The sequence below is a fragment of the Streptomyces sp. NPDC026394 genome, from assembly GCF_055567735.1.
In genome coordinates, this window is record NZ_JBVHPX010000019.1 from 1 (window position 1) to 24,121 (window position 24,121).

Annotated in this window: 14 protein-coding genes; 9 read left to right on the plus strand and 5 right to left on the minus strand. The window is 70.6% G+C overall.

Annotated elements, in window-relative coordinates; all coding sequences use genetic code 11:
* Window positions 1–184 (plus strand): hypothetical protein (locus ACZ4QV_RS31950; RefSeq protein WP_467763759.1); only part of this gene is annotated, 184 nt, incomplete at its 5' end.
* A 352-nt stretch (window positions 185–536) separates the two neighbouring features.
* Here ACZ4QV_RS31950 and ACZ4QV_RS31955 read toward each other — a convergent pair.
* Window positions 537–1,097, minus strand: coding sequence for a MarR family winged helix-turn-helix transcriptional regulator (locus ACZ4QV_RS31955; RefSeq protein ID WP_361161136.1), 561 nt, complete (start codon window positions 1,095–1,097; stop codon window positions 537–539).
* 132 nt (window positions 1,098–1,229) lie between these two features.
* Here ACZ4QV_RS31955 and ACZ4QV_RS31960 point away from each other — a divergent pair, with 132 nt between their 5' ends.
* Complete coding sequence (locus ACZ4QV_RS31960) at window positions 1,230–2,570, plus strand: MFS transporter (RefSeq protein ID WP_361161139.1); 1,341 nt, start codon at window positions 1,230–1,232, stop codon at window positions 2,568–2,570.
* Between the two features lie 123 nt (window positions 2,571–2,693).
* On the opposite strand, the gene ACZ4QV_RS31965 is transcribed toward ACZ4QV_RS31960, so the two are convergent.
* Together ACZ4QV_RS31965 and ACZ4QV_RS31970 are read right to left on the minus strand one after the other, a co-directional pair.
* Window positions 2,694–4,475: an ATP-binding SpoIIE family protein phosphatase gene (locus ACZ4QV_RS31965; RefSeq protein WP_361581262.1), complete on the minus strand. Its 1,782-nt coding sequence runs from the start codon at window positions 4,473–4,475 to the stop codon at window positions 2,694–2,696.
* Window positions 4,476–4,941: 466 nt separating this feature from the next.
* On the minus strand, window positions 4,942–6,315 hold the full coding sequence (locus ACZ4QV_RS31970; protein WP_467763760.1) for an NAD(P)/FAD-dependent oxidoreductase: 1,374 nt from the start codon (window positions 6,313–6,315) through the stop codon (window positions 4,942–4,944).
* Window positions 6,316–6,759: 444 nt separating this feature from the next.
* Here ACZ4QV_RS31970 and ACZ4QV_RS31975 point away from each other — a divergent pair, with 444 nt between their 5' ends.
* Together ACZ4QV_RS31975 and ACZ4QV_RS31980 are read left to right on the plus strand one after the other, a co-directional pair.
* Entirely contained in the window at window positions 6,760–7,821 is a 1,062-nt protein-coding gene (locus ACZ4QV_RS31975; protein WP_361161127.1) for a TetR/AcrR family transcriptional regulator, read from the plus strand.
* 356 nt (window positions 7,822–8,177) lie between these two features.
* Window positions 8,178–10,490: a sigma-70 family RNA polymerase sigma factor gene (locus tag ACZ4QV_RS31980; RefSeq protein ID WP_467763761.1), complete on the plus strand. Its 2,313-nt coding sequence runs from the start codon at window positions 8,178–8,180 to the stop codon at window positions 10,488–10,490.
* A 503-nt stretch (window positions 10,491–10,993) separates the two neighbouring features.
* On the opposite strand, the gene ACZ4QV_RS31985 is transcribed toward ACZ4QV_RS31980, so the two are convergent.
* Window positions 10,994–13,078 carry an asparagine synthase-related protein gene (locus ACZ4QV_RS31985; RefSeq protein ID WP_361581256.1) on the minus strand — a complete coding sequence of 695 codons (2,085 nt, stop codon included), beginning with the start codon at window positions 13,076–13,078 and terminating at the stop codon, window positions 10,994–10,996.
* Window positions 13,079–14,266: 1,188 nt separating this feature from the next.
* Here ACZ4QV_RS31985 and ACZ4QV_RS31990 point away from each other — a divergent pair.
* From ACZ4QV_RS31990 to ACZ4QV_RS32005, 4 genes are all read left to right on the plus strand, one after another.
* Window positions 14,267–15,736 (plus strand): MFS transporter, encoded by a 1,470-nt coding sequence (locus tag ACZ4QV_RS31990; RefSeq protein ID WP_361157167.1) that lies wholly within the window; start codon window positions 14,267–14,269, stop codon window positions 15,734–15,736.
* 308 nt (window positions 15,737–16,044) lie between these two features.
* A complete protein-coding gene (lhgO, locus tag ACZ4QV_RS31995) occupies window positions 16,045–17,262 on the plus strand; it encodes an L-2-hydroxyglutarate oxidase (protein WP_361157169.1) in 1,218 nt (405 codons plus the stop codon).
* Between the two features lie 104 nt (window positions 17,263–17,366).
* Window positions 17,367–18,278, plus strand: a complete 912-nt coding sequence (gene trmB / locus ACZ4QV_RS32000; RefSeq protein WP_361581252.1) for a tRNA (guanosine(46)-N7)-methyltransferase TrmB — start codon at window positions 17,367–17,369, stop codon at window positions 18,276–18,278.
* A gap of 28 nt (window positions 18,279–18,306) precedes the next feature.
* Window positions 18,307–19,605, plus strand: coding sequence for a PrsW family intramembrane metalloprotease (locus tag ACZ4QV_RS32005; protein ID WP_361581249.1), 1,299 nt, complete (start codon window positions 18,307–18,309; stop codon window positions 19,603–19,605).
* A gap of 31 nt (window positions 19,606–19,636) precedes the next feature.
* Here the strand turns inward: ACZ4QV_RS32005 and ACZ4QV_RS32010 are convergent, their stop codons facing one another.
* Window positions 19,637–20,734 (minus strand): MrcB family domain-containing protein, encoded by a 1,098-nt coding sequence (locus tag ACZ4QV_RS32010; protein ID WP_361581246.1) that lies wholly within the window; start codon window positions 20,732–20,734, stop codon window positions 19,637–19,639.
* A 158-nt stretch (window positions 20,735–20,892) separates the two neighbouring features.
* Here ACZ4QV_RS32010 and ACZ4QV_RS32015 point away from each other — a divergent pair, with 158 nt between their 5' ends.
* On the plus strand, window positions 20,893–24,033 hold the full coding sequence (locus tag ACZ4QV_RS32015; protein ID WP_467763762.1) for a DEAD/DEAH box helicase: 3,141 nt from the start codon (window positions 20,893–20,895) through the stop codon (window positions 24,031–24,033).
* The last annotated feature ends 88 nt before the right edge of the window (window positions 24,034–24,121 follow it).

Below are 24,121 nucleotides of genomic sequence, written 5' to 3' on the forward strand. Positions count from 1 at the left end.
GGTCCTGATTTTCGCCGGTGCGTTTCGGCCTTTCGGCTTCTTCGCGGTTCCAACCTTACCAGATCCGTTCGGCGTTTCCGCTTTCCGTTTCCGGCTCCCTGCTGGAGCGGGGCGGCCGTCCGGCTTTCGCTTTTCGGCCTTTCCGACTCTATCAGATCCGTTTTTCGTTCCGGGCTCCCGGTGAAGGAAGCTGGTCGGTTCGAATGCGAATCCGATTCCCCGTCGAAGGGGGGTTGTTCGCGCCTTCCGGCGTGATCACTACTTTAGTGCCTTTTCCCGGTGACGCATAATCGAGTCACTGGTCGGAATTTCGGCATGCCGAAATTCGTCCCGTTCGGGAGTCGTGCAGTAGTGGTGGTGCCGCCGGTGCGGCGCGAGGGGCTACCGCAGAACCGTTACAGCTCCATGGCAACTCGAAGAACCTTACGTACGGCTGCGGCCCATGTCAACCACCTCTGGTCAACCGGTTTTGTGTCCGCGTCAGCCGTGCCCGGACAGTCGTGCCCGGACAGTCGTGGCCGGTCAGTCGTGCCGGGTCAGTCGAGGTCGTTCAGCCGGCCGTCGGCGTCCGGCTGGGCGTCCTCCACACGGCACAGGAGGCGCGTCAGCATCTCGCCGAGCTGACCGCGCTCCTCGGTGGAGAGGTCCTGGAGCAGGTCCTCCTCGAAGACCGAGGCCATCCGCATCGCCTCGACCCACTTCTCGCGGCCTTCCTGGGTGAGCTCGACGATCACCCGTACGCGGTTGGCCTCGTCGCGCTCCCGCGTCACCAGGCCCTCACTCGCCATCCGGTCGATGCGATGGGTCATCGCGGCCGGCGTGAGGCCGAGGCGCTTGGCCAGCTCGCCGGGGCCCATCTGGTAGGGCGCCCCCGCGACGACGAGGGCCTTGAGCACCTCCCACTCCGCGTTGCTCATGTTGAGGGTGGCTGTCTGCCGCCCGTAGGCGACGTTCATCCGGCGGTTGAGGCGCTGCAGTGCGGAGACGACCTGCTCCACCTGCGGATCGAGGCCTTGGAACTCGCGCTGGTAAGCGGCGATCTGTTCCTCGAGGCTCGGCTCCGCGGGACTGTGGGCCGCATCTGAGGGCTCTGGCATGCCGGGAAGTATGGCACGTACCTCATTGGCGTTGAAGTCCTTCGGCATGTACTCTTTAGCTTCGAACTTTAGCATTGAAGTCTTCAGGGTGTGACTGTCCAGTCCCCCTCGATCTGACCTAGGTAGGTGAGTGTGACCACCGCGATGGGCGCCGCGCTGCGCCGGATCCAGCTGGGCAACGCGCTGAGCGCGTTCGGTAACGGCTTCACGGTTCCGTATCTCTACGTCTATGTGGCGAAGGTGCGGGATCTGGGCGCGGGCACGGCCGGCCTCGTACTGATGATGCTGGCCTTCGCCGCGCTCCTCGTGCTGCCGTTCACCGGCTGGGCGATCGACCGGCGGGGTCCGCTGCCGGTCGCCGTCGTGGGTGCCGTCACCTCCGCCGTCGGATCGCTCGGGCTCGGGCTGTCCACCACCGAGCCGCTGGTCATCCTGTCCGCCGTGGCGCTCGGGGCCGGTATCGCGGTGATCCAGCCGGCTCTGGCCACGATGATCGTGTGGTGCTCGACGGCGGTCACCCGCTCGCGGGCGTTCGCCACCCAGTTCTTCCTGAACAACCTCGGCCTGGGCATCGGCGGTCTCATCGGCGGTCTGCTGGTCGACGAGACGGCGGCCGGCAGCTTCGTCCGGCTCTTCGCGATCGAGGCCGTGATGTTCCTGGTGCTGGGCGCGGCCATCGCGACCGTGCGGCTGCCGCGTACGGCCCGGGTCGAGGACCCGGTGCCGGGCGAGGCCCGTGGCAAGGGCGCCCTGCGCTCGCTCTTCACCGACCGCCGCATGATGTGGCTGTGCCTGCTCGGCTTCGTGCTGTTCTTTGCCTGCTACGGCCAGTTCGAGTCGGGGCTCGCGGCGTACGCCACCGAGGTCACGCACATCGCGCCGTCCACGCTCGGTATCGCGCTGGCCGCCAACACGGCCGCGATCGTGGCGGCCCAGTTCGTGGTCCTGAAGCTGGTCGAGCGGCGGCGGCGCAGCCGGGTGATGGCCGTGGTCGGGCTGATCTGGACCGTGGCGTGGCTGGCCGCCGGCCTGTCGGGCCTGGTGCACGGTGCGCACGCGGTGGCCACCACGCTGCTGATCTCGACGTACGCCCTGTTCGGTATAGGGGAGTCGCTGCTCTCTCCGACGGTGGCCCCCCTGGTGGCCGACCTGGCGCCGACGTCCCTGGTCGGTCTGTACAACTCGGTCTTCGCCCTGGTGAAGCAGCTGGCCCTGGCGATCGGCCCGGGGATGGGAGCCCTGATGGTGGGCCACGGGCTGGCGGCCCCGTACATAGGGATACTGGTGCTCTGCACCGTCGGCATCAGTGTGCTGGCGCTGCGGCTGGGGCGGATGCTGAGCCCCGCGCAGGACAATCCGCACATCCGGGCCTTCACTCCGGACGCTCCGGAGGGCACGGTCACCGACACGGGGGCCGATACGGCGGCCGGGACGGGTGCGCCTCGGCGTGAGGCCGTCACAGCGGTGGCGTAGGCGGCAAGCCTCGCGAACGAGCTGACACAGAGACGGGCCGGCCCCTGCCGCATCGAGCAGGGTCCGGCCCGTCTCTGCTTTCGGCGGGCGCGCGCCGTGAGGGCCGGGCCCCGCCCCTGCCACCTACTCCCGCGGCAGGGCGAACTCGCACCACACGGCCTTGCCGCCGCCGGGTGTCCGCCGCGAGCCCCACGCCGAGGCGATCGTCGCGACGATCGAGATCCCGCGGCCCGCCTCGTCGGCGGGCTCGGCCCGGCGCCGTCGCGGCAGGTGATCGTCGCCGTCGGTCACCTCGACGATCAGACGGCGGTCCGTACGGCGCAGCCGCAGCCGCATCGGCGGGGTGCCGTGCTGGAGCGAGTTGGCGACCAGTTCGCTGGCGGCCAGGACGCCGAGGTCGTGCAGCTCCGGGGAGAAGCGCCAGGAGGCGAGCACCCCGGAGGCGAAGGCGCGGGCGCGGGGCGCCGCTTCCGTACCGCCGTGGAGTTCGAGGGCGGCGTTGTGGAACAGCTCGGCGTCGTGCCCCGTACGGGCGGGATGCTGAAGGACCAGGACGGCCACGTCGTCGTCGTGGTCGGTGGTGATCCCGAGGGCGCGCAGCAGCCGGTCGCACACGATGTCCGGCGCTCCGGTCGCCCCCGCGAAGGCGCGCTCCAGGGCCTCGACCCCGTGGTCGATGTCCTTGTCACGGCGCTCGACCAGACCGTCCGTATAGAGGACAGCGCTCGAACCGGGGCCCAGCGGGACGCTGCCGGAGGTGTGCAGCCAGCCGCCGGTGCCCAGGGGCGGGCCGGTCGGCTCGGCGGCGCGGAGGACCGTGCCCTCGGCGTCGCGCACCAGGATGGGCAGATGGCCGGCGGAGGCATAGACCAGGCGGCCCTCGTTGGGGTCGTGGACCGCGTAGACGCAGGTCGCGATCTGGCTGGCGTCGATCTCGGCGGCCAGTCCGTCCAGCAACTGGAGGACTTCGTGGGGCGGCAGGTCGAGCCGGGCGTAGGCGCGGACCGCCGTACGCAGCTGGCCCATGACGGCCGCGGCGCGCACGCCCCGGCCCATGACGTCCCCGATGACCAGGGCCGTCCGGCCGGCGCCGAGCGTGATGACGTCGTACCAGTCGCCGCCGACCGCCGCGTCCGTGCCGCCCGGCTGGTACGTCGCGGCGACCCGCAGGTCGTCGGGCTGTTCCAGCTCCTGCGGCAGCAGGGAACGCTGGAGCGTCACGGCCGCGGCGCGCTGGCGTGCCTCACTGGCCCGCAGCCGTTCGGTGGACTCCACCTGGTCGGTGACGTCGGCGCCGAAGACCAGCACGCCCTTGTGCGGCGCCACGCAGGCGACCTCGGGATCGGGCGCCGGGCCGCTGGCGGCGACCTCGATGGGGGTGCACGTGAACGTGTAGTAGCCGTCCCTGGACTGGTCGGCACCGGCGCCGCCGGGCACCCGGCGGGCCTTGACCGTACGGGGGCGGCCACTGCGCAGCACCTGGTCCATCAGCGGCAGCAGGCCGAGCGCGTCCAGCTCGGGCAGTGCCTCGCGCGCGGTGGCGCCGGGCGGGCGGGTGCCGAAGACGGTGGCGTACGCGCCGTTGACGTACGCGATGCGGTGCTCGGGCCCGTACACGACCGCCACCAGGGCGGGGATCTTGCCCAGGATGTCGTGGACGGACAGCGCGTCGACGCTGGGCGCGCGGCCGGAGCCGGCGGACGGGCCGTCACCGGCCGCGTCGGAGTCGGGGTGTTCGGCGCGGGCCGCGGGGACCGCGCCGGTGCCTGCAGCCGGCGGGCCGCTCGGGACCGGGGCGGCGGGCCCGGCCGGCACGGCGGCGGTCGTCGGCGCGGCGCGGTCGGGCCGGGCGGCGCTCCGCCGCTGTGTGCCGGGGAGACGGGCGCTCCAGCGCGTGAAGTTCACGGAGGGGTACCTCTTACTTCGCGTCGTCGCGCGGGATCGGGCCGTCGGCTCGGTGGGACTCCCCGCGCGCACGCCGGAGGGACGCCCGCCCGGCGGAAGCGGGGAGCGGTGTCGGCTGGGGGCACCCTCGGTGCCCTCTGGCGGATTGCAGCAATCGTCCAGAATCCTCGTGATTGTCACTCTTCGCAGATACGAGCCCACCCATGGTCACACGTCCAGTGTGGCCGACCGGACTGACATCCGTCAGACGCCGGGGGCAGGAGGTGGAGTTCCTGACTCCGGCTACGGGGGGCTACGGCGGGTCGGAGGGGCAGGTGGTACGAGCGGGGGGAGGCCCCGGTGGTCCGTACGCTGGCGTCGTACGACGGCACGTCAGTTCCGGGCCGGGCGCTGCGGGTTCGCCACGGCGGCTCGTCAGCTTGGCCCGCCCGATGAGCCCACCAGTTCAGCCCGCCGGCCCGCCCCGTCAGCTCGGTTCGTTGTGGCGCCCGGTGCCCGCCGCCAGTTCGAACTCGGCGCGCGGGTGTTCCAGCGAGCCGAGAGAAACGATTTCCCGTTTGAACAGCCCGGCGAGTGTCCACTCGGCCAGCACCCGCGCCTTCCGGTTGAACGTGGGCACCCGGCTCAAGTGGTACACGCGGTGCATGAACCACGCCGGACAGCCCTTCAGGCGCCGCCCGTAGACGTGCGCGACCCCCTTGTGCAGGCCGAGCGACGCGACCGACCCCGCGGACTTGTGCGCGTAGTCCACGACGGGCCCGCCGCGCAGCACCGCGGCGATGTTCTCCGCCAGCACCCGCGCCTGCCGGACGGCGTGCTGGGCGTTGGGCGCGCACTCCCGGCGCGGCTCGTCCGGCTCGGCCGGGCGCTCCGCCGTCAGGTCCGGTACGGCCGCTGCGTCACCCGCCGACCAGGCGTGCTCGACGTCCTCCACCCGGAGGGCGGCGGTGCACTTGAGGCGGCCGCGCCCGGTGCGCGGCAGGCCGGAAGCGGCGATGAGCGGGTGCGGTTTGACGCCCGCGGTCCACACGAGAGTGCGAGCCGGGAAGCGTGCGCCGTCACTCAGGACGGCGATCCGCCCCTCGTACGACTCCAGGCGCGTCTCCAGCCGTACGTCGATGTTGCGCGCCCGTAGCTCCCGTACCGCGTACTGCCCCATCGCCGTGCCCACCTCCGGCAGGATGCGGCCGGTCGCCTCGACCAGGATCCACTTCATGTCACCGGGCTCGACGTTGTGGTAATAACGCGCCGCGTAGCGCGCCATGTCCTCCAGTTCCGCGAGCGCCTCCACCCCCGCGTACCCGCCGCCGACGAAGACGAAGGTCAGCGCGGCGGCGCGGATCGCCGGGTCGCGGGTCGAGGAGGCGATGTCCAGTTGCTCCAGGACGTGGTTGCGCAGGCCGATGGCCTCCTCGACGGTCTTGAAACCGATGCCGCCCTCGGCGAGGCCGGGGACCGGCAGGGTGCGGGAGACCGAGCCGGGCGCCAGCACCAGCTCGTCGTAGGGCAGTTGCAGGCCGCCGGTGCCGTCCTCCTCGGAGGCCGGTGTCGTGACCGTGGCGGTCCGCGCGGCGTGGTCGAGCGCGGTGACCTGCCCGACGACGACCTTGCAGAGCGGCAGCACCCGGCGCAGCGGTACGACGACGTGCCGCGGCGAGATGGAGCCGGCCGCGGCCTCGGGAAGGAACGGCTGATACGTCATGTACGGGTCGGGATCCACCACGACCACCTCGACGGCGGCCCGCCGCAGTTCCTGTTTCAGTTTCCGCTGCAGGCGCAGCGCGGTGTACATCCCCACGTAGCCGCCGCCGACAACGAGAATGCGCGCCGGTTCCTTCACAGAGGTTCTCCTCGCGACATCGAAAGGCCGGCCGACGCGGGTTGCCACGGTCGTCCGCCCGGCCTGCCACCACCAGACACTGCGCCCCCGGAAGGACACAGCACTGTTCCATGACGCACCGGCGACACGCCTTTGTCCACAGGCCCGACGAAATGTATGACCGGTCCGGCACATCGGCCCGGAGGGCCGGATTCCGCGCGGCCGAGCGCAGGAGTGCAGGTCAGGTGGTGGGTCTACGGCGAGCGGAGGGTACGGAATAGGGGCGGATGGGACCCGTACTCCGATCGGTGCACGGACTGTGCGGAACTGCCCCCTTCATTCTTGACCTGGGCTCAACTATGTTCGTACCTCGTTGGGGTGCAGCCTCTCGTCGTCACGTCGTTACACCCCAGCAGTCAGGGCGGGGAGTCTCCGGGGGGAGACGTCATTACCGGGGGATCATCTATGCACATTCAGGGCTCTCAATGGCCGACTGCCGTAACTGCCACCGCGCACGCTGCGGAGGGCAGGGGAAACGGCACCACGCACACGCACCCGCACACCGCGCACTCCGGTGCCGGCGGCCGGAGCACACCGCTGCGCGTGGACGCACAGCGCAATCTTGAGCACGTCCTGCGGGCGGCTCGCGAGGTCTTCGGCGAGCTGGGGTACGGCGCGCCCATGGAAGACGTGGCGCGGCGTGCCCGCGTCGGGGTGGGGACGGTGTACCGCCGCTTCCCGAGCAAGGACGTGCTGGTCAGGCGAATAGCCGAGGAGGAGACCTCCCGGCTCACCGACCAGGCGCGTACGGCGCTCGGCCAGGAGGACGACCCGTGGTCGGCGCTCTCGCGCTTCCTGCGGACGTCGGTCGCCTCCGGTGCCGGGCGGCTGCTGCCACCGAGCATATTGCGGGTGAGCGCCAGCGCTCCGGTTCCGGAGGGCACGCCTGGTGCCGGTACCGGTGCCGGTGCGGTTGCCGCTTCCGGTTCGGTTCCCGGTGCCGCCGAGGCCCGGGTTCCGCAGCAGCGTCAGGCGTACGGGCCGGACAGCGTGCCGACCGGTCCGGCGGACGTGCCGGCCGGGTCGGCGCACCTTCCCGCGGACGGGCCCGGCGCGTCGGCGTCCGGCGTCCCCGCGGAGTTCCGCGTGGTCGCACAGCGCGGCGTCCCCGGGGCCGAGGTCTCGGACGTCCCGGCCACGGTGCCGAACGGGGTGCCCGCCGGCGTTCCGAACGGCGTGTCCCCGCGCGGCGCGGCCGTCACCGGCACGCTGGAGGCGCCGCACGGGCCGGGCGAGACCACGGCGGACGGTGGCGCCCAGGCGCTGCTGGAGGTCGTCGGGCAGCTCGTCGAGCGGGCACGCGAGGCGGGCGAACTGCGCGCGGACGTGACGGTGGCCGACGTGCTGCTCGTCATCGCCACGGGCGCGCCGTCCCTGCCCGACCCGGCCCAGCAGCAGGCCGCCTCGGCCCGGCTGCTGGAGATCCTGCTGGAGGGGCTGCGGTCGCGGCCTGTTGAGCAGGGGTGAGCTGGGTTTGGCTGGGCTGAGCTTGGCTCGGCTCGGGCTGAGCTTGGCTGAGTTGAGCTGGGCTCGGCTTGGTTGAGCAAGGCTGAGTGGCCTCAGCCTGTGATCGGACGGGCGGGGCGTGGGGTCGGCTGCGGGCCGGCGCCGCGCCCCGTTCTGTGTCCTGGGCGCCGGGTCATGGGCGCGGGGCCCTGGGCGCGGACGGACGAGTATTCCCCGTACGAGTGACCTCTAGTGCTGCCGTCCGTGTACTGCCCCCGGACGAGTGGTTGGTGTGCTTGCCGGACCGGCCGAAGGGGGCGTCTGTGACACGCTTGCGCGGTGTTACCGCAGCGACGGCGTGTTCGGGGGCCTCGGCGATGGGTGTGGACGGGCGGAACGAGCGGCGGGACGAGCGGCTTGGCGGTGAGCCCGGCGGGCAGCGGGGCGGGGAGCGGGGCCCTCAAGTCCCCGGGCAGAAGCGTCCGTACGGGGTGGGTGGCGCGGAGCCGTTGGGCGCGGAGCCGTTGAGCGCGGGTTCTCCGGGGTGTTCCGTGGAACGGCACGACCGGGCCGAGGACGATTACCGGCCCGGAACGGCCGAACGCAACGTGCCTCAGCAGCGGGAGCGGCGGAAGGCTTCAGAGCCGGCGGACGCGCGGGAGCGAAGTGCATCGCGGGAGCTGAGAGGCGCGCGGGACGCGAAGGGCCGGGGCGCCCACCGGAAGCCGAGCCGCCCGAAGACGGCCGGAACCGGCAGCTCAGCGAGGCGGGACGGTTCTGCGGAAGCGGACGGACCGGAGACGTCGGGAACGCCGGCGGCGCAGCCCGCCCCCCTCCCCGCGGACCGCGAGTTGATCGACCGTATGCGGAGCGGCGACGACAGCGCGTACGAGGAGCTGTACCGCCGCCACGCCGACGCCGTACGGCGCTACGCGCGCAGTTGCTGCCGGGACGCGCACACCGCCGACGACCTCACCGGCGAGGTCTTCGCCCGTACCCTCCAGGCCGTACGCGGCGGCTCCGGCCCCGACTCGTCCGTACGCGCCTATCTGCTCACCACCGTCCGCCGGGTGGCCGCGGCGTGGGGGAGGACCGCGAAGCGCGAGCAACTGGTGGAGGACTTCGCCGCGTTCGCGGTCACGGCCGCCGGTACCACGCTGGACGACGACACGCTCGACCTCGGCGCGGACGTCCGCGCCATGCACGAAGCCGAGCAGTCCATGGCCGTACGGGCGTTCCGCAGCCTGCCGGAGCGCTACCAGACCGTGCTGTGGCACACCACGATCGAGGAGGAGTCACCGAGCGAGGTCGCGCCGCTGCTCGGGTTGTCGGCCAACGCCACCGCCGTACTGGCCCACCGTGCGCGCGAGGGCCTCAAGCAGGCGTACCTTCAGGCGCACGTGAGCCGTTCGCTGACCGCCGAGGGCGACTGCGCCCGGTACGCGGACCGGCTCGGCGCGTACGCCCGCGGCGGGTTGCGGATGCGGGCGGAGCGCGGGCTGCGCAAGCATCTGGAGGACTGCGCCCGGTGCCGTACGGCGGCCTCGGAGGTCGCGGACGTCAACGAGCACATCCGGGTCGTCCTTCCGGTGGCGGTCATCGGCTGGTTCGCGGCCGGGTACGCGGTCAAGGGGGCCGCGGCCGTGGTGGGGGTCGGCAGCGCGGGCGCCGCGGCGGGAGCCGGGGCGGCCGCGGCGGCCGGGGGTGCGGGGGCGGCCGGGGGTGCGGGCGCGGGGGCACCTGCGGGGACAGGGGCTGCTGCGGGGGCCGGAGGGGCTACGGGAGCGAGTGGGGCGGCAGGGGCGGGCGCTGCTGGTGGGACCGGTGGTGCGGGCGCCGCGGTGGGCGAGGGGCTCGGCGCGCCCGCGAAGGTGGCGATCGGCGCGGGACTGGTGATCGTGGTGGGTGCCGCGCTCGCCCTGGCGCTGATCGGGGACCCGCAGCCGTCGCCCCGTACGCAGGCCAAGCAGCCCGGAGCGGCCTCGGTCGCGCCGCCGCCTCCCTATTCGGAACCGCCGGAGGGCGCGCCGGAGCAGCCGCCCCCGGCGCCCGCCCCCGCGTCCCCGAAGCCGACGCCCGGCCCCACCGCCTCCTCCCGGCCGGAACCGACACCGACGCCGACACCGTCCCCGACCCCGACTCCCGCACCGACGAAAACCTCGCCCACCCCCGCACCCGAGCCACCGCACACCCCCGCACCGGCCGACCCGCCCGCCCACTCCCCGAGGCCGACGCCGACCCCGCCGGCGCCCGCTCCGTCCCCGTACCAGATCAACAAGTTGACGTGGGACCTCGTGGGGGACGGCACGAAGCCCGAAGTGCGCATGGCGGACAGTAGCTGGCTGTGGCAGCGGCAGGGGCTGAGCATCGGCGGCAGGACGTTCCGGCACGGGGTGACCGTGCACGCGCCGTCCTCCGTGACCATCGACCTGAACCGGCAGTGCACGGCGTACGACGCGTTCGCAGGCGTGGACGACATGGGGCTCGGCCTCGGGGCGCTGCGCTTCTCCGTGTACGCGGACGGGCAGCGACTCTGGCGTTCGGGAGTCGTACGCGGCGGACAGCCCGCCGTCCCGGTCCATGTGCCGTTGCGGGGGCACAGGACGCTGCGGCTGGTGGTCGAGCCCGGTTCGTCCCACACCGTGATGTTCCTGGGCGACTGGGCCCAGTCACAGATCACCTGCCGCTGACGGGTGCGGTCGTGGCGCGACGGGGCTGTAGCGGCGAGGTGCCGCCGTAGCGACGGGGCGTGGCTGCGGCGACGGGTCGGCTCTGTATCGGAACCGGGCCCGTAGCGGCGGGTCGGTTCCGTATCGGCGAACCGGTCCCGTGTCGGCGAACCGCTGCCGTGTCGGCGAACCGCTGCCGTGTCGGCTATCCGCTACCGTCCCGACGCGACGTACCCGTATCGGCGAACCGTCACCGTCACGACGCGGCACACCCGTTTCGACGATCCGCCGCCGTACCGACGTACCGCGCCCATATCGTCGATCCGCCGCCGTACCGACGCACACCCGTATCGTCGATCCCCCACCGTAACGACGCATCGCACCCGTATCGTCGGTCCCCTGCCGCGACGACGCACCGCACCCGTGTCAACGAACCGCCACCGTATCGACGCTGCGGTCCCGTCCCGTCACCCCGACGTACCCAGCAGGCTCGCCCCCCTGGCCCGTCCCCCTCGCCCATCCCCTCAAAGGCTCGGTCGCGGCGACACCCCGCCCGCCACGGCCCGCTGGCGGGGTGCGGCCGTGCCGGTCCAGCAGGTGCCGCGCCGGGCCAGCAGGCGACGCAGCCACAGTTCGGTGGAGACGAGTTCGGCGAGCCCGTCCAGGGGGAGCGGGGCGCCTTCGGCCGCCGCGCGCAGGGCTTTCCGTACGACCCGGGCCTCGACCAGTCCCGCGTCGGCGAGCAGCGGTGCGTCGAAGAGGCCGACCACGTCTCCGATGGAGGTGCGCAGCCCGGCCCGTACGGCTGCCGCGTGCGTGATGTGGGACGTGGCGCCCCAGCCGGACGGCAGGTCGCGGACGCCCGCGCCGGACAGGACAGCACGCAGCACGGCCGCCCGCGCCCCCGGCTGGACGCGCAGGGTGTCCGGCAGCGCCCGGCAGGCCAGCACCACCTGGTTGTCGAGGAAGGGAGCGTGCAGGCGTTGGTTGCGTACCTCGACGGCCTGTTCGAAGATCCGGTGGTCGGCCGCGTGCCGGGCCAGCGCGGCGCGGGCCCGGCGTTCCCCCGGCCGCCCCACGGAGGGTGTCCGGACGGCCGCGGCATTCAGACGAACCGATACTTCAGCCAGCGCCTCCCCTGTGAGCCACCGCGCCGCGGGCCCGGGCCGGCACCAGGAGAGCGCCGCCAAGGACGCGTCCACCGCCCCGCCGCCCGCCACCGGCTCATCGGTGAACTGCCGCTCTCTCAGACGCGTCGCCGTGTCGGCGATGCCCGCCCCGTACGTCGTACGGGCCAGCTTGCGCGCGGCCCGGTAGACGGTGAACGGCACCAGCGCCGACTGGGACAGCGGCCCGTCGGCCTTGGCCAGTGCCGTGACAGGCCGCAGCAGATGGCGTCTGCGGCGGTCCAGGAGCAGGTCGGCGAGGCGGGCCGGGTGCGCGTCCAGGACCTGCCGCGCACCGGCGCCCACGAGGTGGTCCGCGCTGCCCGCCAGCAGCCGCCGACGGTGGCGTCCGGCCGTGATGAGCGACGGCCCCGGTTCGTCCGTGAGCGGCCCGCCTTCCAGGTCCGCGTACGGGAGGGCTTCCTCGCCCGCCGCGACGACGACGTGGTGGAGGCGCGGGTTGGCGGCGATGCTGCGGGCCCGCTCCAGTTCGGCCTCGCGGTACGGGCGGCCCCCATGGGTGGCACGGTCGTTGAAGGTGACGGCCAGAAGGCGCTCCCCCCGTCCGTTGACCGTGCCGGGCACTCCGGGCAGTCCGGCCGCGAGCAGGGCCAGAGTGGCGGAGGCGCTGCCTCCCGAGAGGTCGGCACCGACGCCGGGGGCCGGCGCGCCGCGCGCGGCCCGCCGTTCGGCCGGGCCCATGCCCGGGACAGGGCCGGGGTCCAGGCCGTTCAGGCCGTCCGGGTCCGGTGCGTGCCGGGGCCCGGACAGCCGCGCCCGTACGGCTTCGACCAGCGCGTCGCGCACGCCGTCGACGGCCTGCTCCGGTGGCAGTTGGGGCGCGGCGACGGCGAGCGACGACGTCGGCTCGTAGGAGGTGATGTCGCAGCTACCGCCGCGGAGGACGAGCGCATGGCCGGGCGGTACCCGTCGCACTCCCTCGTACGGGGTACCGGCGCCGAGCGCCTCGGGCGCGTCCGGGCAGGCCAGCAGCGCGGCCAGGTGCCCGACGTCCAGGCCCGCCTCGATCAGGTCGGCGAGCGGGAGGGCGGCGGTCGCGTACGCCGTACCGCCCGCCCACGGGGTGTGGAAGACCGGCCGCGCGCCCGCCAGGTCACCGGTGACCGTCACGCGCCTGCCGACCTGTACGACGGCCGTGTAGCTGCCGGGCCAAGCGGTCAGGTGGCGCAACGCGCCCCCACGGGCCGCGAAGAGGCCGACCCGTAGCTGATCGTCGGTGGCGCCGCAGACGCCGAAGACGGCGAGCCGGGTCTCGGCGTCGGCCTGGACGACGCGCACCTCGTCGGCACGCCAGTCGCCGACCGCCCACAGCGGGTCGGGGTCGCCCCACAGGAGCTGGGCGCCTACGGGGAGGACCGTGCGGGCCTCCTCGGTGGGGGCCGGTCCCGTGCCGGTACTGCTCCACCCCACCAACCAGCGCATCGCCGCCTCCACCCTGTTCGCCGCCGCCGGGCGGCCCCCGTCCGTCCGCCCGGGCGGACACCCGCCCACCACCTCAGGATCGCCCTGACGGTCGGCAGGGTGGACCGGACCGCCGCCCCGCACAGCGGATTGCCAAGCCGTTGCCAAGCTGTTGTGCGGACCATGCTGCCACGACAGCGGCCTTCGGGAGGTGCCGAGGAGAGCCTGGGTACGGGGGTGTTCGGAAGACGTTATCGAGCGCGGGCCGGGCCGGGCGGGTGCGAGGCCGCGGGTTCGAGAGGGGGTTCGGGTTTGGGGGGCGGGATCGGGTCCGGGACCGGACTCGTACCCGGCTCGGATGCGTACCCGAGCTCGAACTGGATCGGACTCGGACTCGGACTCGGACTGGATCAGGCTCGACCTGGTTCGGGCTCGGATTCGAGGGCTAAGCGGGGAAGTTCAGCGGGACCGACCCGTCAGACCAGTCCGCCAGACCGGCCAGTAAGGCCGGTCAGTAAGGCCGCTCAGCAAGTCCAGCCAGCCGGCCCAGCCATCCAGTCAGCGACACCCGTCGGCGATCCCCCGCGAAAGAGCGGCAGCCCCGCACACCCTGCACACCCCGCTCACCCCGCTCCCGAAAGCAAACCCAGCTACGTCGATTTTCAGCCAAAATCTGTGCGGCCCGGCGCAGTTGGCCCGATACCGGCCAGGGCGCCCGGAGCGCGGCCGATCACCCACCGGGCGGCCACCGGACCCGCCCCGCCGGGCACCCGGACGCGCCCTCGGGACGCCGCGCCGAACGGCCGGGCGCCCTCCCGGAAGCCGCTGCGGCCGAGCAGGCACCCCCCAGGCCGTCCCGGCGGGCCCTTCCCGCGAAATGCGACAGTCCGGGAGGCGGGACTCGCCCCCCGGACCGGACCGCCACCCGCGGGGAATGAGGCGGCGGTGTCCCCCAGCCCACTGGATCCAGTGCAGCGGGCCGACCCACGCAGGTCTCATGGAAGCGCTCCCGCACCAACCCGGCCAGCGCGCACACACGGGCGCACGGCAACACGTACCCGGAGCACATGCCAAACCCCCTGCGGGCGCTTGGACTTGAAACCCGCCATCCGGGACATCGGGCCTTAACGGTAGGGATTCGGCGAACTACTCTGGGTGGACGCGTGCCCCGGGGTACCGGGGCTGCCGTCGCTGTGTCGAGGGGTGCGCATGTCAAGGGATATACGCGGGCCGAACGAGAAGCTCGGCACCGTTCTCGCCCTCGCGGGGATCAGCAATGCCGGGCTCGCCCGCCGGGTCAACGACCTGGGGGCGCAGCGCGGGTTGACGCTTCGCTACGACAAGACGTCGGTGGCCCGGTGGGTGTCCAAGGGCATGGTGCCGCAGGGCGCCGCGCCCCATCTGATCGCGGCCGCGATAGCGGGCAAGCTCGGCCGTCCGGTGCCGCTCCACGAGATCGGCCTGGCCGACGCCGACCCGGCCCCCGAGGTGGGCCTCGCCTTCCCGCGCGACGTGGGCGCCGCGGTCCGGTCCGCGACCGAGCTGTACCGCCTCGACCTGGCCGGACGGCGCGGTGGCGGGGGCATCTGGCAGAGTCTGGCCGGGTCCTTCTCGGTGAGCGCGTACGCGACACCCGCCTCGCGGTGGCTGATATCCCCGGCCGACAGTTCCGTCGCGCGCGAAGCACCTGACCTGCGGGAAGTACGGGACGGCAACGGCGCGACGGGCAAGGACGGCGCCCCCGGGTCGGACACCGCCCCGCTGCACGTGGGACACAGCGACGTCACCAAGCTGCGCGAGGCCGCCGAGGACGCCCGCCGCTGGGACTCCAAGTACGGGGGCGGTGACTGGCGCTCCTCGATGGTGCCCGAGTGCCTGCGGGTCGACGCGGCGCCGCTGCTCCTCGCCTCGTACAGCGACGAGGTGGGCCGCGCGCTGTTCGGGGCGACCTCCGAACTGACCCGCCTCGCGGGCTGGATGGCCTTCGACACCGGGCAGCAGGAGGCGGCCCAGCGCTACTACATCCAGGCGCTGCGCCTGGCGCGGGCCGCCGCCGACGTCCCACTGGGGGGATATGTCCTGGCCTCGATGTCACTCCAGGCGACCTACCGCGGCTTCGCCGACGAGGGCGTGGACCTGGCGCAGGCCGCCCTCGAACGCAACCGCGGCCTGGCCACCGCCCGCACGATGAGCTTCTTCCGCCTGGTGGAGGCACGCGCGCAGGCCAAGGCCAACGAGGCGCGCGCCTGCGAGGTGGCCCTGAAGGCCGCCGAGGGCTGGCTGGAGCGCTCCCGGGAGGGCGACCCCGACCCGTCCTGGCTGGACTTCTACTCGTACGAACGATTCGCCGCCGACGCCGCCGAGTGCTACCGGGACCTGCGGCTGCCCCGCCAGGTGCGCCGCTTCACGGAGCAGGCGCTGTCCCGCCCCACGGAGGAGTACGTCCGCTCGCACGGGCTGCGGCTCGTCGTCTCCGCCGTGGCCGAGCTGGAGTCCGGCAACCTGGACGCGGCCTGCGCGGCCGGCACCCGGGCGGTCGAGGTGGCCGGCCGCATCTCGTCGGCCCGTACGACCGAGTACGTACGTGATCTCCTGCACCGCCTCGAACCGTACGGTGACGAGCCCCGCGTCGTGGAGCTGCGCGAACGGGCCCGGCCGCTGCTCGTGGCACCGGCGTAGAGCGGGCACGGGCACGACGACAGGTACGGACACGGACACGAGGCGGGCGCGGACACAGGTACAAAGACAGGCGCGGGCACGGGTACGGAGGCAGGCGCGACACGGGTACGGAGGCGGGCGCGGGGGCAGGTACGGAAACGTACGAGTGTGAGTACGGATGCGAACGTGATTCTGGGTACGGATGCGGGCGTGATCCTGAGTGTGCACGCGGGCGGGGGCCTGGGCGCGGACGCGTCCCCGCCGCTCTCCCGGCCCGTTGTCAGACCCCCGCGTCATGATGGGATACGTCTGATTCCAGGGGAGGTGCTGTGACGGCGTACGACTGCGACGTGCTGGTGATCGGAGCCGGCATCGTCGGACTCTCGACGGCCTACGCGATCACGCGCGCCGCTCCCGGCACCCGCGTGGTGGTCCTGGAGAAGGAGCCGGGCCCCGCCCGGCACCAGACCGGCCGGAACAGCGGCGTGATCCACAGTGGCATCTACTACCCGCCCGGCTCCCTGAAGGCCCGCTTCGCGCTCCAGGGCTCGGCGGAGATGATCAAGTTCTGCCTGGACCACGACATCCCGCACGAGGTCACCGGCAAGCTGATCGTCGCCACCGACCGCAGCGAACTGCCCCGCCTGCACAGCCTCATCCAGCGCGGCCGGGAACACGGCATTCCGGTCCGCGAGCTGGGCCCGGCGCAGCTCGCGACGTACGAACCGGAGGTCAGCGGCCTGGCCGCCATCCATGTCGGTACGACCGGCATCGCCGACTTCGGCGCGGTCGCCCGGCGCTTCGCCGCCCTGGCCACGGACGCGGGCGCCCGCATCGCGTACGGCAGCGAGGTCACCACCATCGGCCGCCGTCCCGGCCGGGTCGCGGTGCGCACCTCCGCCGGCACCGTCGTCCGCGCCCGCACCCTGGTCAACTGCGCCGGCCTGCACTGCGACCGCATCGCGCGCCTGGCGGGCGACGCGCCGGCCATGCGCATCGTCCCCTTCCGCGGCGAGTACTACACCCTCGCCCCGGCCCGCGCCTCCCTGGTGCGCGGCCTGGTCTACCCGGTCCCCGACCCCGCCTTCCCGTTCCTCGGCGTCCACCTCACCCGAGGGATCGACGGCTCCGTCCACATCGGCCCCAACGCCGTCCCCGCCCTCGCCCGCGAGGGGTACGACTGGCGCACCGTCCGCCCCGCGGAACTGGCCGGCACCCTGACGTACCGCGGCTCCTGGCACATAGCCCGCCGCCACTGGCGCTACGGCACCGGTGAACTGCACCGCTCCCTCTCCCGCCGCGCCTTCACCGAAGCGGTCCGCCGCCTGCTCCCGGCCGTCCGCGAAGAGGACCTGCGCCCCGCCCCCGCCGGCGTCCGCGCCCAGGCCGTCCTGCCCGACGGGACCCTCGCCGACGACTTCCTCATCACCGAGTCCCCGTCCGCCGTCCACGTCCTCAACGCCCCGTCCCCTGCGGCCACGGCTTCCCTGCCGATCGGGAGGGAGATAGCCGGGCGGGCACTGGCGATGCTGGAGACGACGGGGTGAGGCCGCCGGCGGGCGACTGATGCGGGAGGGCGGCCCGCCCCGCCCCGTCCCCACCGCTCCTCTTCCCCGCTCCCCCACTCCCCCGCCCGTAGAATCGACCCACTGTGTCCGAGAACTCCGCCACCCCCGAATCCGGCCCCGCCGCCCGGCCCGGCCCCGCCGCTGAGCCCCGCCCTGCCTCCGCCCCCGGCCCTGCTCCCGGCCCCGATGCCGCGGCCCCGGGCGAGCGTCCCGGGCAGGACGACGCAGCGCCGGCCTCGGCGCACCAGCAGGTTTCCCGCCCCGCCCCCAAGCCGATGTTCCCCGACGGCACCGGCCCGGCGGCCGACCCGGCCGGTTCGCACCACGAGCGGCGGATCCGTTCCTTCCAGCCGCGCCGCAGCCGGGTCTCCCCCGGCCAGGCGGACGCCCTGCGACGCCTGTGGCCCCAGTGGGGCCTGGACATCGACGGCCTCTCCCGGATCGACCTGGACCAGCTCTTCGAGGGCCGCCCCGTCGTCCTCGAAATCGGCTTCGGCATGGGCGAGGCCACGGCACAGATGGCCGCCGCCGACCCGGACACCGGCATCCTGGCCTGCGACGTCCACACCCCGGGCCAGGGCAACCTGCTCGGCCTCGCGGAGCGCAACGGCCTGACCAACATCCGGGTGGCCAACGGCGACGCGATCATCCTGCTCCGCGAGATGCTCGCCCCCGCCTCCCTCGCCGGTCTGCGCGTCTACTTCCCCGACCCGTGGCCCAAGAAGCGGCACCACAAGCGCCGCCTGATCCAGCCCGAGTTCCTCTCCCTGGTCACGACGCGGCTCGCCCCGGGCGCGCTGGTCCACTGCGCGACCGACTGGGAGCCGTACGCCGAACAGATGCTGGAAGTCCTCTCCGCCGAGCCCACCCTCGCGAACGAGCATTCCGGCTACGCCCCGCGCCCGGCCTTCCGTCCCTTCACCAAGTTCGAGGGACAGGGCCTGGACAAGGGCCATGTCGTCCACGACCTCCTCTTCCGGCGGCTCCCGGCATAGTCCGCCCCGCGGTGGTTAGGGTCGATGGGTGAATCCGCCGCAGCCGCCTCCGCTTCCGCCGAAACCGGCGTACGCGCCCGACCCGCGCCACGCCGGCCCCGCCGCGTCGCCCGCGGCGGCGCAGTGGCACTACGCACCGCGCCGCCGCCCGGCGCCCTGGCACAGCAGGACGGCCCGCGCCGTCGCCCTCTTCTCGCTCCTCGCCCTCTCCGGCGTGATCATCCTGGCGATGGTCCGCCAGCAGACCGGTACCCAAGGGTTCCTCGTCGGCCTCGGCCTGGCCGTCTTCCCCGTACCCGTCCTCATAGCCGGCTTCTGCTGGCTGGACCGCATAGATCCCGAACCACGCCGCAACCTGCTCTTCGCCTTCGCCTGGGGCGCCTGCGCGGCGACTCTCGTAGCCCTCCTGGCCAACGGTTTCGCCACGAACTGGCTGGAGAACAACCTCTCCACCCTCTCCCCGGACGACGCGAAGACCTGGGGCGCGACCGTCTTCGCCCCGATCATCGAGGAGACGGTCAAGGCGGCCGCCGTCGTCCTGCTCTTCCTCTTCCGCCGCCAGAACTTCGACGGCATCACGGACGGCCTCGTCCTGGCCGGCATCACGGCCACCGGTTTCGCCTTCACCGAGAACGTTCTCTACCTGGGCAACGCCTTCGGCCAGGACCAGTCCCTCGGCCACACCGGACTCGACTCCCTGACCGCCGCGACCTTCTTCGTACGCATCATCCTCTCCCCGTTCGCCCACCCCCTGTTCACCATGCTCACCGGCCTGGCCTTCGGCATAGCCGCGACCAGCTACCCCCACCGCCGGCCGCTGCGCCTGGCCCTGCCCTTCGTCGGCCTGGCCACCGCCGTCCTCCTGCACGCCATCTGGAACGCCGCGACCACCCTCGGCGACCTCGGCTTCATCACCGTCTACGGCCTCTTCATGCTGCCGGTCTTCGCCGCCCTGACCTGGCTCGCCGTCTGGGCCCGCCACCGCGAGCTCCTCGCCCTGCGCACCTACCTCCCCCCGTACGTCGCCACCGGCTGGCTCTCCCCCACCGAACCGATCTCCCTCTCCTCCCTCAAGACCCGCTCAGTGGCCCGCGACATCGCCCGCCGCACCCACGGCCCCGCCGCCGCCCGCGCCGTGACGGAATACGCCGCCGTAGCCACCTCCCTCGCCTTCCTCCGCCGCCGAGCCCACCGCACCGGCCCCACCCCCGACTTCCCCACCCAGGAACGCACCCTCCTCCACCACCTGTGGCACCACAAGCCAGTGGCCCACCCAGCCCTGCTCCAGGCCCTGCATACGACGCACCGGCCAACCCACTCCCCTTAGCGCTTCCGCTAGCTCCTTCGCGCGGTGCCCCCTAACCGACCAGCCCAGCGGCTATGGCAGATGTCGATCCCGCCCACCCTGTGGGGGTCCGCCAGACAGACGCGATACCGCGGTGTTCCAGGTAGTCGACGTATGCCCCAATCTCTTCCGTGAAGAGCGCGAGCAAGTTCGGCTGCGAACCGTCAGCCTTTTCATGGAGGAAATAGCTGTACTCAAGGAGTTGAGCAACTGCCTCACGCACCGCCTTCGTAGGGTTTCCTAGCGTGACGGTCTTCGCTTCGACCAACCACTCTGTTCCGCCCTTCCGTAGCATCAGGTCTCTTGGGTGTACGCCTTCGTTAGCTGGGTCAAACCCTCGCCTTACAACCTCGCCCCCGAACGCCTCAATCAGCTGCTCGTGACGGCGGGTCTTCTGTAGGGTGCGCGCCGGGAGGTGCGCTATGTAATCACTGGCGTCTTTCGGACGGAAGCGCTCCAACCCCTGTGGCTGCTTGGTCTTCTTTGCTACGAACTCGACATGGCGCCTGCCGGAGCTTCGCTGCTCGCTGAGCCCCTTTTCCACCATCGCCGCGTTCTGGAGAACATCCGCTAGATGCCAAAGGTCCTCCCGCAATATCTTTTCAGTCGGCATGGCCTCGACGTCATACACGCGCGCGACGACGCTGCCTGCCTCGTACGCCAACGCTCTATCCACGGAGCACTTGAACGATGGCCGCACGTCCCACCCCGCGACTGAGTCCTGCGGGAGCCGCTCCCGAAGTCCCCGCGCTCGATCCGCCAGGTAATCCCGACGCTTCTTGCCTCGCCCCAGCTGATGACCCAAAGCTGTCACGCCCTGCTGCAGCGTGAGGGTCACCGTCTTCAGGTCTGCCGCGAAGATGTAGGCAAGGTAGAGCCCGACCTTGGGGTCACGAGTGATCGCTGGGTCGAAGAACCCGATCCACGGCGTACTACTAGGTCCACCACTGCCGCCGTACCCCTCCGCCACAAGCTCGCCTGGCAAGAGGGGGCCTAGATGGTCGCCAGCCGCACGGAGCAGATCTTGAGCAGGCACCCCGATCGAAGTCTTGTTCGGGTGGCTGGCGTCGTAGGTGTGGGCCACCTCAATGAGCAAGTTCCGTATCTCCATGCGCAGACACTAGACAAGTTCGATCACAAACAGCCAGAACTCGGCGGCTTCAAGCCACCTGCGTGACAGATGCGGCACCACTCTTGATCAACCTGCCGTTTCTTGTCAGTTGGCACTGGTACAACCAAGGCGTTAGTAGGCGAGAAGGAGATGTCACTGTGAGCAGCCGTCCCGTGCACCAAGCAGCACCTGTTCCCGGCTTGTACGAGCGGCTGATCACCACGCGCCTTGAGCAGCGGATTCAGGAACTTCAAGACAGCGGGTGGCACGCGGCTGAGCAGCAGGTGGGTGACCAATCCGCTCCCCACGTACTCGCTCGCCACATCGCTGACACCGTGCGAGCTGTCTTGGCGTCCTTGCCCCCCGAGCAGCGCGTCGACGAGGCCAACCTCATCTTGGCGTCGCTCCGCTCACGCGACAGCGCCAAGGACTGGATCGAACTCATCGCAGATGGCCCTCGCCAGCTCACCGCCATCGCTGGACTGGACGAAGCAGGAACCTACGCAGTGCGCCCCGCTACCCCTCTCTCCGAGAGCGCGCTGATCACCAACTCCCCAGAGGACCCAAACTTGGGGTACGAGCTGCGCGCCGAGCTGGCTACGGCGGACCGCATCGACTTTATTTGTGCGTTCGTGAAATGGCACGGGTTGCGCGTTCTGGAGGAGTCCCTCAAGGCGGCGAGTGGGCGTGGAGTTCCCATACGTGTCATCACCACCACCTATATCGGCGCCACTGAACGCCGAGCACTTGACCGGCTAGTCGAAGAATTCAATGCCGAAGTCAAGGTCAACTACGAGATCCGGTCCACGCGCTTGCATGCCAAGGCATGGCTCTTCCGCCGAAATAGCAGCTATGACACCGCATACGTCGGAAGCTCAAACCTATCCCGGGCCGCCTTGTTGGACGGGTTGGAATGGAACGTCAGGTTGTCGTCAGTAGCCACACCCGCGGTCTTGAAGAAGTTTGAGGCCACATTTGATTCTTACTGGGCCGAGCCAGCATTCGAGTCATACAATCCAGCAACCGATGGCGAGCGCCTCCAGGAGGCTCTGGCCCGAGCAAGCGGAAAAGAGCGAACGGGAAATCCCCCCATCAGCCTTTCCGGATTGGAACTCCGCCCCTACCCGCATCAGCAAGACATGCTCGAGCGCCTACGCATCGAGCGAGAGATCCACGGCCGGCATCGAAATCTGCTGGTAGCAGCAACCGGCACCGGAAAGACTGTTATGGCGGCAATCGACTACCGCACCCTGAAGCACCAAAGCGGTGACCGCGCCCTTAAGCTTCTTTTCGTTGCGCACCGCCAGGAGATTTTGAAGCAGTCCCTTCGCACTTACCAAGAGGCCTTGGACGACGCCAATTTTGGGGAGCTACACGTAGGTGGTGCAGTGCCACAGGAATGGACGCACGTTTTCGCCAGCGTGCAGTCACTCAACGGCACAACGCTCGATCGCCTCAGCCCGAACCATTTCGACATTATCGTAATCGACGAGTTCCATCATGCAGTATCCAAAACCTACCGGCGCATCATCGACTACTTTCGGCCGACTGAGCTCCTTGGTCTCACGGCAACACCCGAACGACTGGATGGCCGAAATGTCCAAGACGAGTATTTCGACGGACGCATCGCAGCCGAGATGCGACTGTGGGAAGCACTGGAAAATGATTTACTCAGCCCCTTTCACTATTTCGGCGTCGCGGACAGCACAGACCTGGAAGCGATCACCTGGAAACGTGGCGCCTATGACAGTAACGAATTGAACAATCTGTTCACTGGAAATCATGCGCGTGCACGCCTCATCATCAAAGCCGTCCAGGACAAAGTGGCTGACCCCAGCGCCATGAAGGCCCTGGGATTTTGCGTATCGGTGGACCATGCGCACTTCATGGCCAACTTCTTCTGCAAGGCAGGCTTCGCCGCCGTTGCGCTCGATGGCCAGACACCAACCACCACGCGAGCACAGGCGCTTACTTACCTGCGCAACGGAACCCTACAGGTCATTTTCTCTGTGGACCTTTTTAACGAGGGGTTGGACGTCCCAGGCGTCGACACGCTGCTCCTGCTGCGGCCGACAGCCAGCGCCACCATCTTCTTGCAACAGCTTGGTCGCGGACTGCGTCGCGCACCTAGCAAGGCTGTACTCACGGTGCTCGACTTCATCGGTCAGCACCGAAAAGAGTTTCGCTTCGAGGAACAGTTCCGCGCACTGACCAGCTTTACTCGCAACCGACTGGTACAGCACATTGAGCGCGACTTCCCTCAACTCCCCTCCGGCTGCCAAATCATTTTGGACCGCAAGTCCAAGGAAAGAATCCTCGACAATGTAAGGAGTCAGGTCGGCGTTAATGTATCCCAACTAACGAAGGAAGTCGCAGCGTACAGCGAGCGTAAGCTGACCACCTACCTGCGAGAGAGTCAGCGCGAGCTCAAAGAAATCTATAAGGCCGGCAACTCCTGGACACGACTGCTCAGGCGAGCCCGCCTGATGATCGATGGCGCACCGGAGGGTGAGGAAGCCCTCCTCAAACGCACGGCCGCGTTTCTGCATGTCGATGACCCACAGCGCGTAGCAGCGTACTCACGCATGCTCGAAGATGATGCACCACACTACGATGTGCTCGATTCCGTAAGTCAGGCTTATGCTCGAATGTTTTTCTTTTGCCTGTGGCCGCTCGGGGGAGGCTTTGCTAACTACGCGCAAGGTTTCGAGACCCTTCGCCCACAGACCGCTTTCCGGGATGAGCTCAGGCAGGTACTCAGTTACAACCTGGAGCACACCGAGCACTACCCTATCCCGCTGGGTGGCGACCACAACGCCGTCCCCCTAACCGTGCACGCTACCTACAGCCGAGAAGAAATCTTGCCTGCGCTAGGACAAGCAGCGGTGGACGGTTTCAAGCCTGGACACTTCCGCGAAGGCGTGAAGTGGTGTGCCGGTATGAGGACTGACGCCCTCTTGATCACACTAGAGAAGGACGACAAAGACTTCTCGCCACAGACGCGCTATAAGGACTACGCGATGAGCCCAGAGCTGTTCCACTGGGAGTCCCAGAATCAGACATCAGAGTCTTCCCCGACGGGGCAGCGCTACCAAAGTCACAAGGAACTGGGCTCTCACGTCCTGTTGTTCGTCCGGCGCTATAAGTCCACCGACATCGGCGGCCCACAGCCTTGGATGCTGCTCGGCCCCGCCGAGTATGTCTCGCACGAAGGTAGCAACCCCATGGGCGTCGTCTGGAAGCTACAACACCCGCTGCCCGCAGATGTTTGGACCTACTCAGCCATTACGGGTGGATAAGGGGCCCCTTGATAGCTACCGAGCCTTCAGCGCCTGGTGACGACGCTCTTGCAGTGCAAGTGCAGAGGGGCAAGAGTCAGGCATAAAG

Bases quoted from the DNA above. Each gene is read 5' to 3' on its own strand.
- ACZ4QV_RS32010 (WP_361581246.1), bottom strand. From the start codon at position 20,734: ATGGAGATACGGAACTTGCTCATTGAGGTGGCCCACACCTACGACGCC.
- ACZ4QV_RS31980 (WP_467763761.1), top strand. From the start codon at position 8,178: ATGGGTGTGGACGGGCGGAACGAGCGGCGGGACGAGCGGCTTGGCGGT.
- ACZ4QV_RS31975 (WP_361161127.1), top strand. From the start codon at position 6,760: ATGCACATTCAGGGCTCTCAATGGCCGACTGCCGTAACTGCCACCGCG.
- ACZ4QV_RS31990 (WP_361157167.1), top strand. From the start codon at position 14,267: ATGTCAAGGGATATACGCGGGCCGAACGAGAAGCTCGGCACCGTTCTC.
- ACZ4QV_RS31955 (WP_361161136.1), bottom strand. From the start codon at position 1,097: ATGCCAGAGCCCTCAGATGCGGCCCACAGTCCCGCGGAGCCGAGCCTC.
- ACZ4QV_RS31985 (WP_361581256.1), bottom strand. From the start codon at position 13,078: ATGCGCTGGTTGGTGGGGTGGAGCAGTACCGGCACGGGACCGGCCCCC.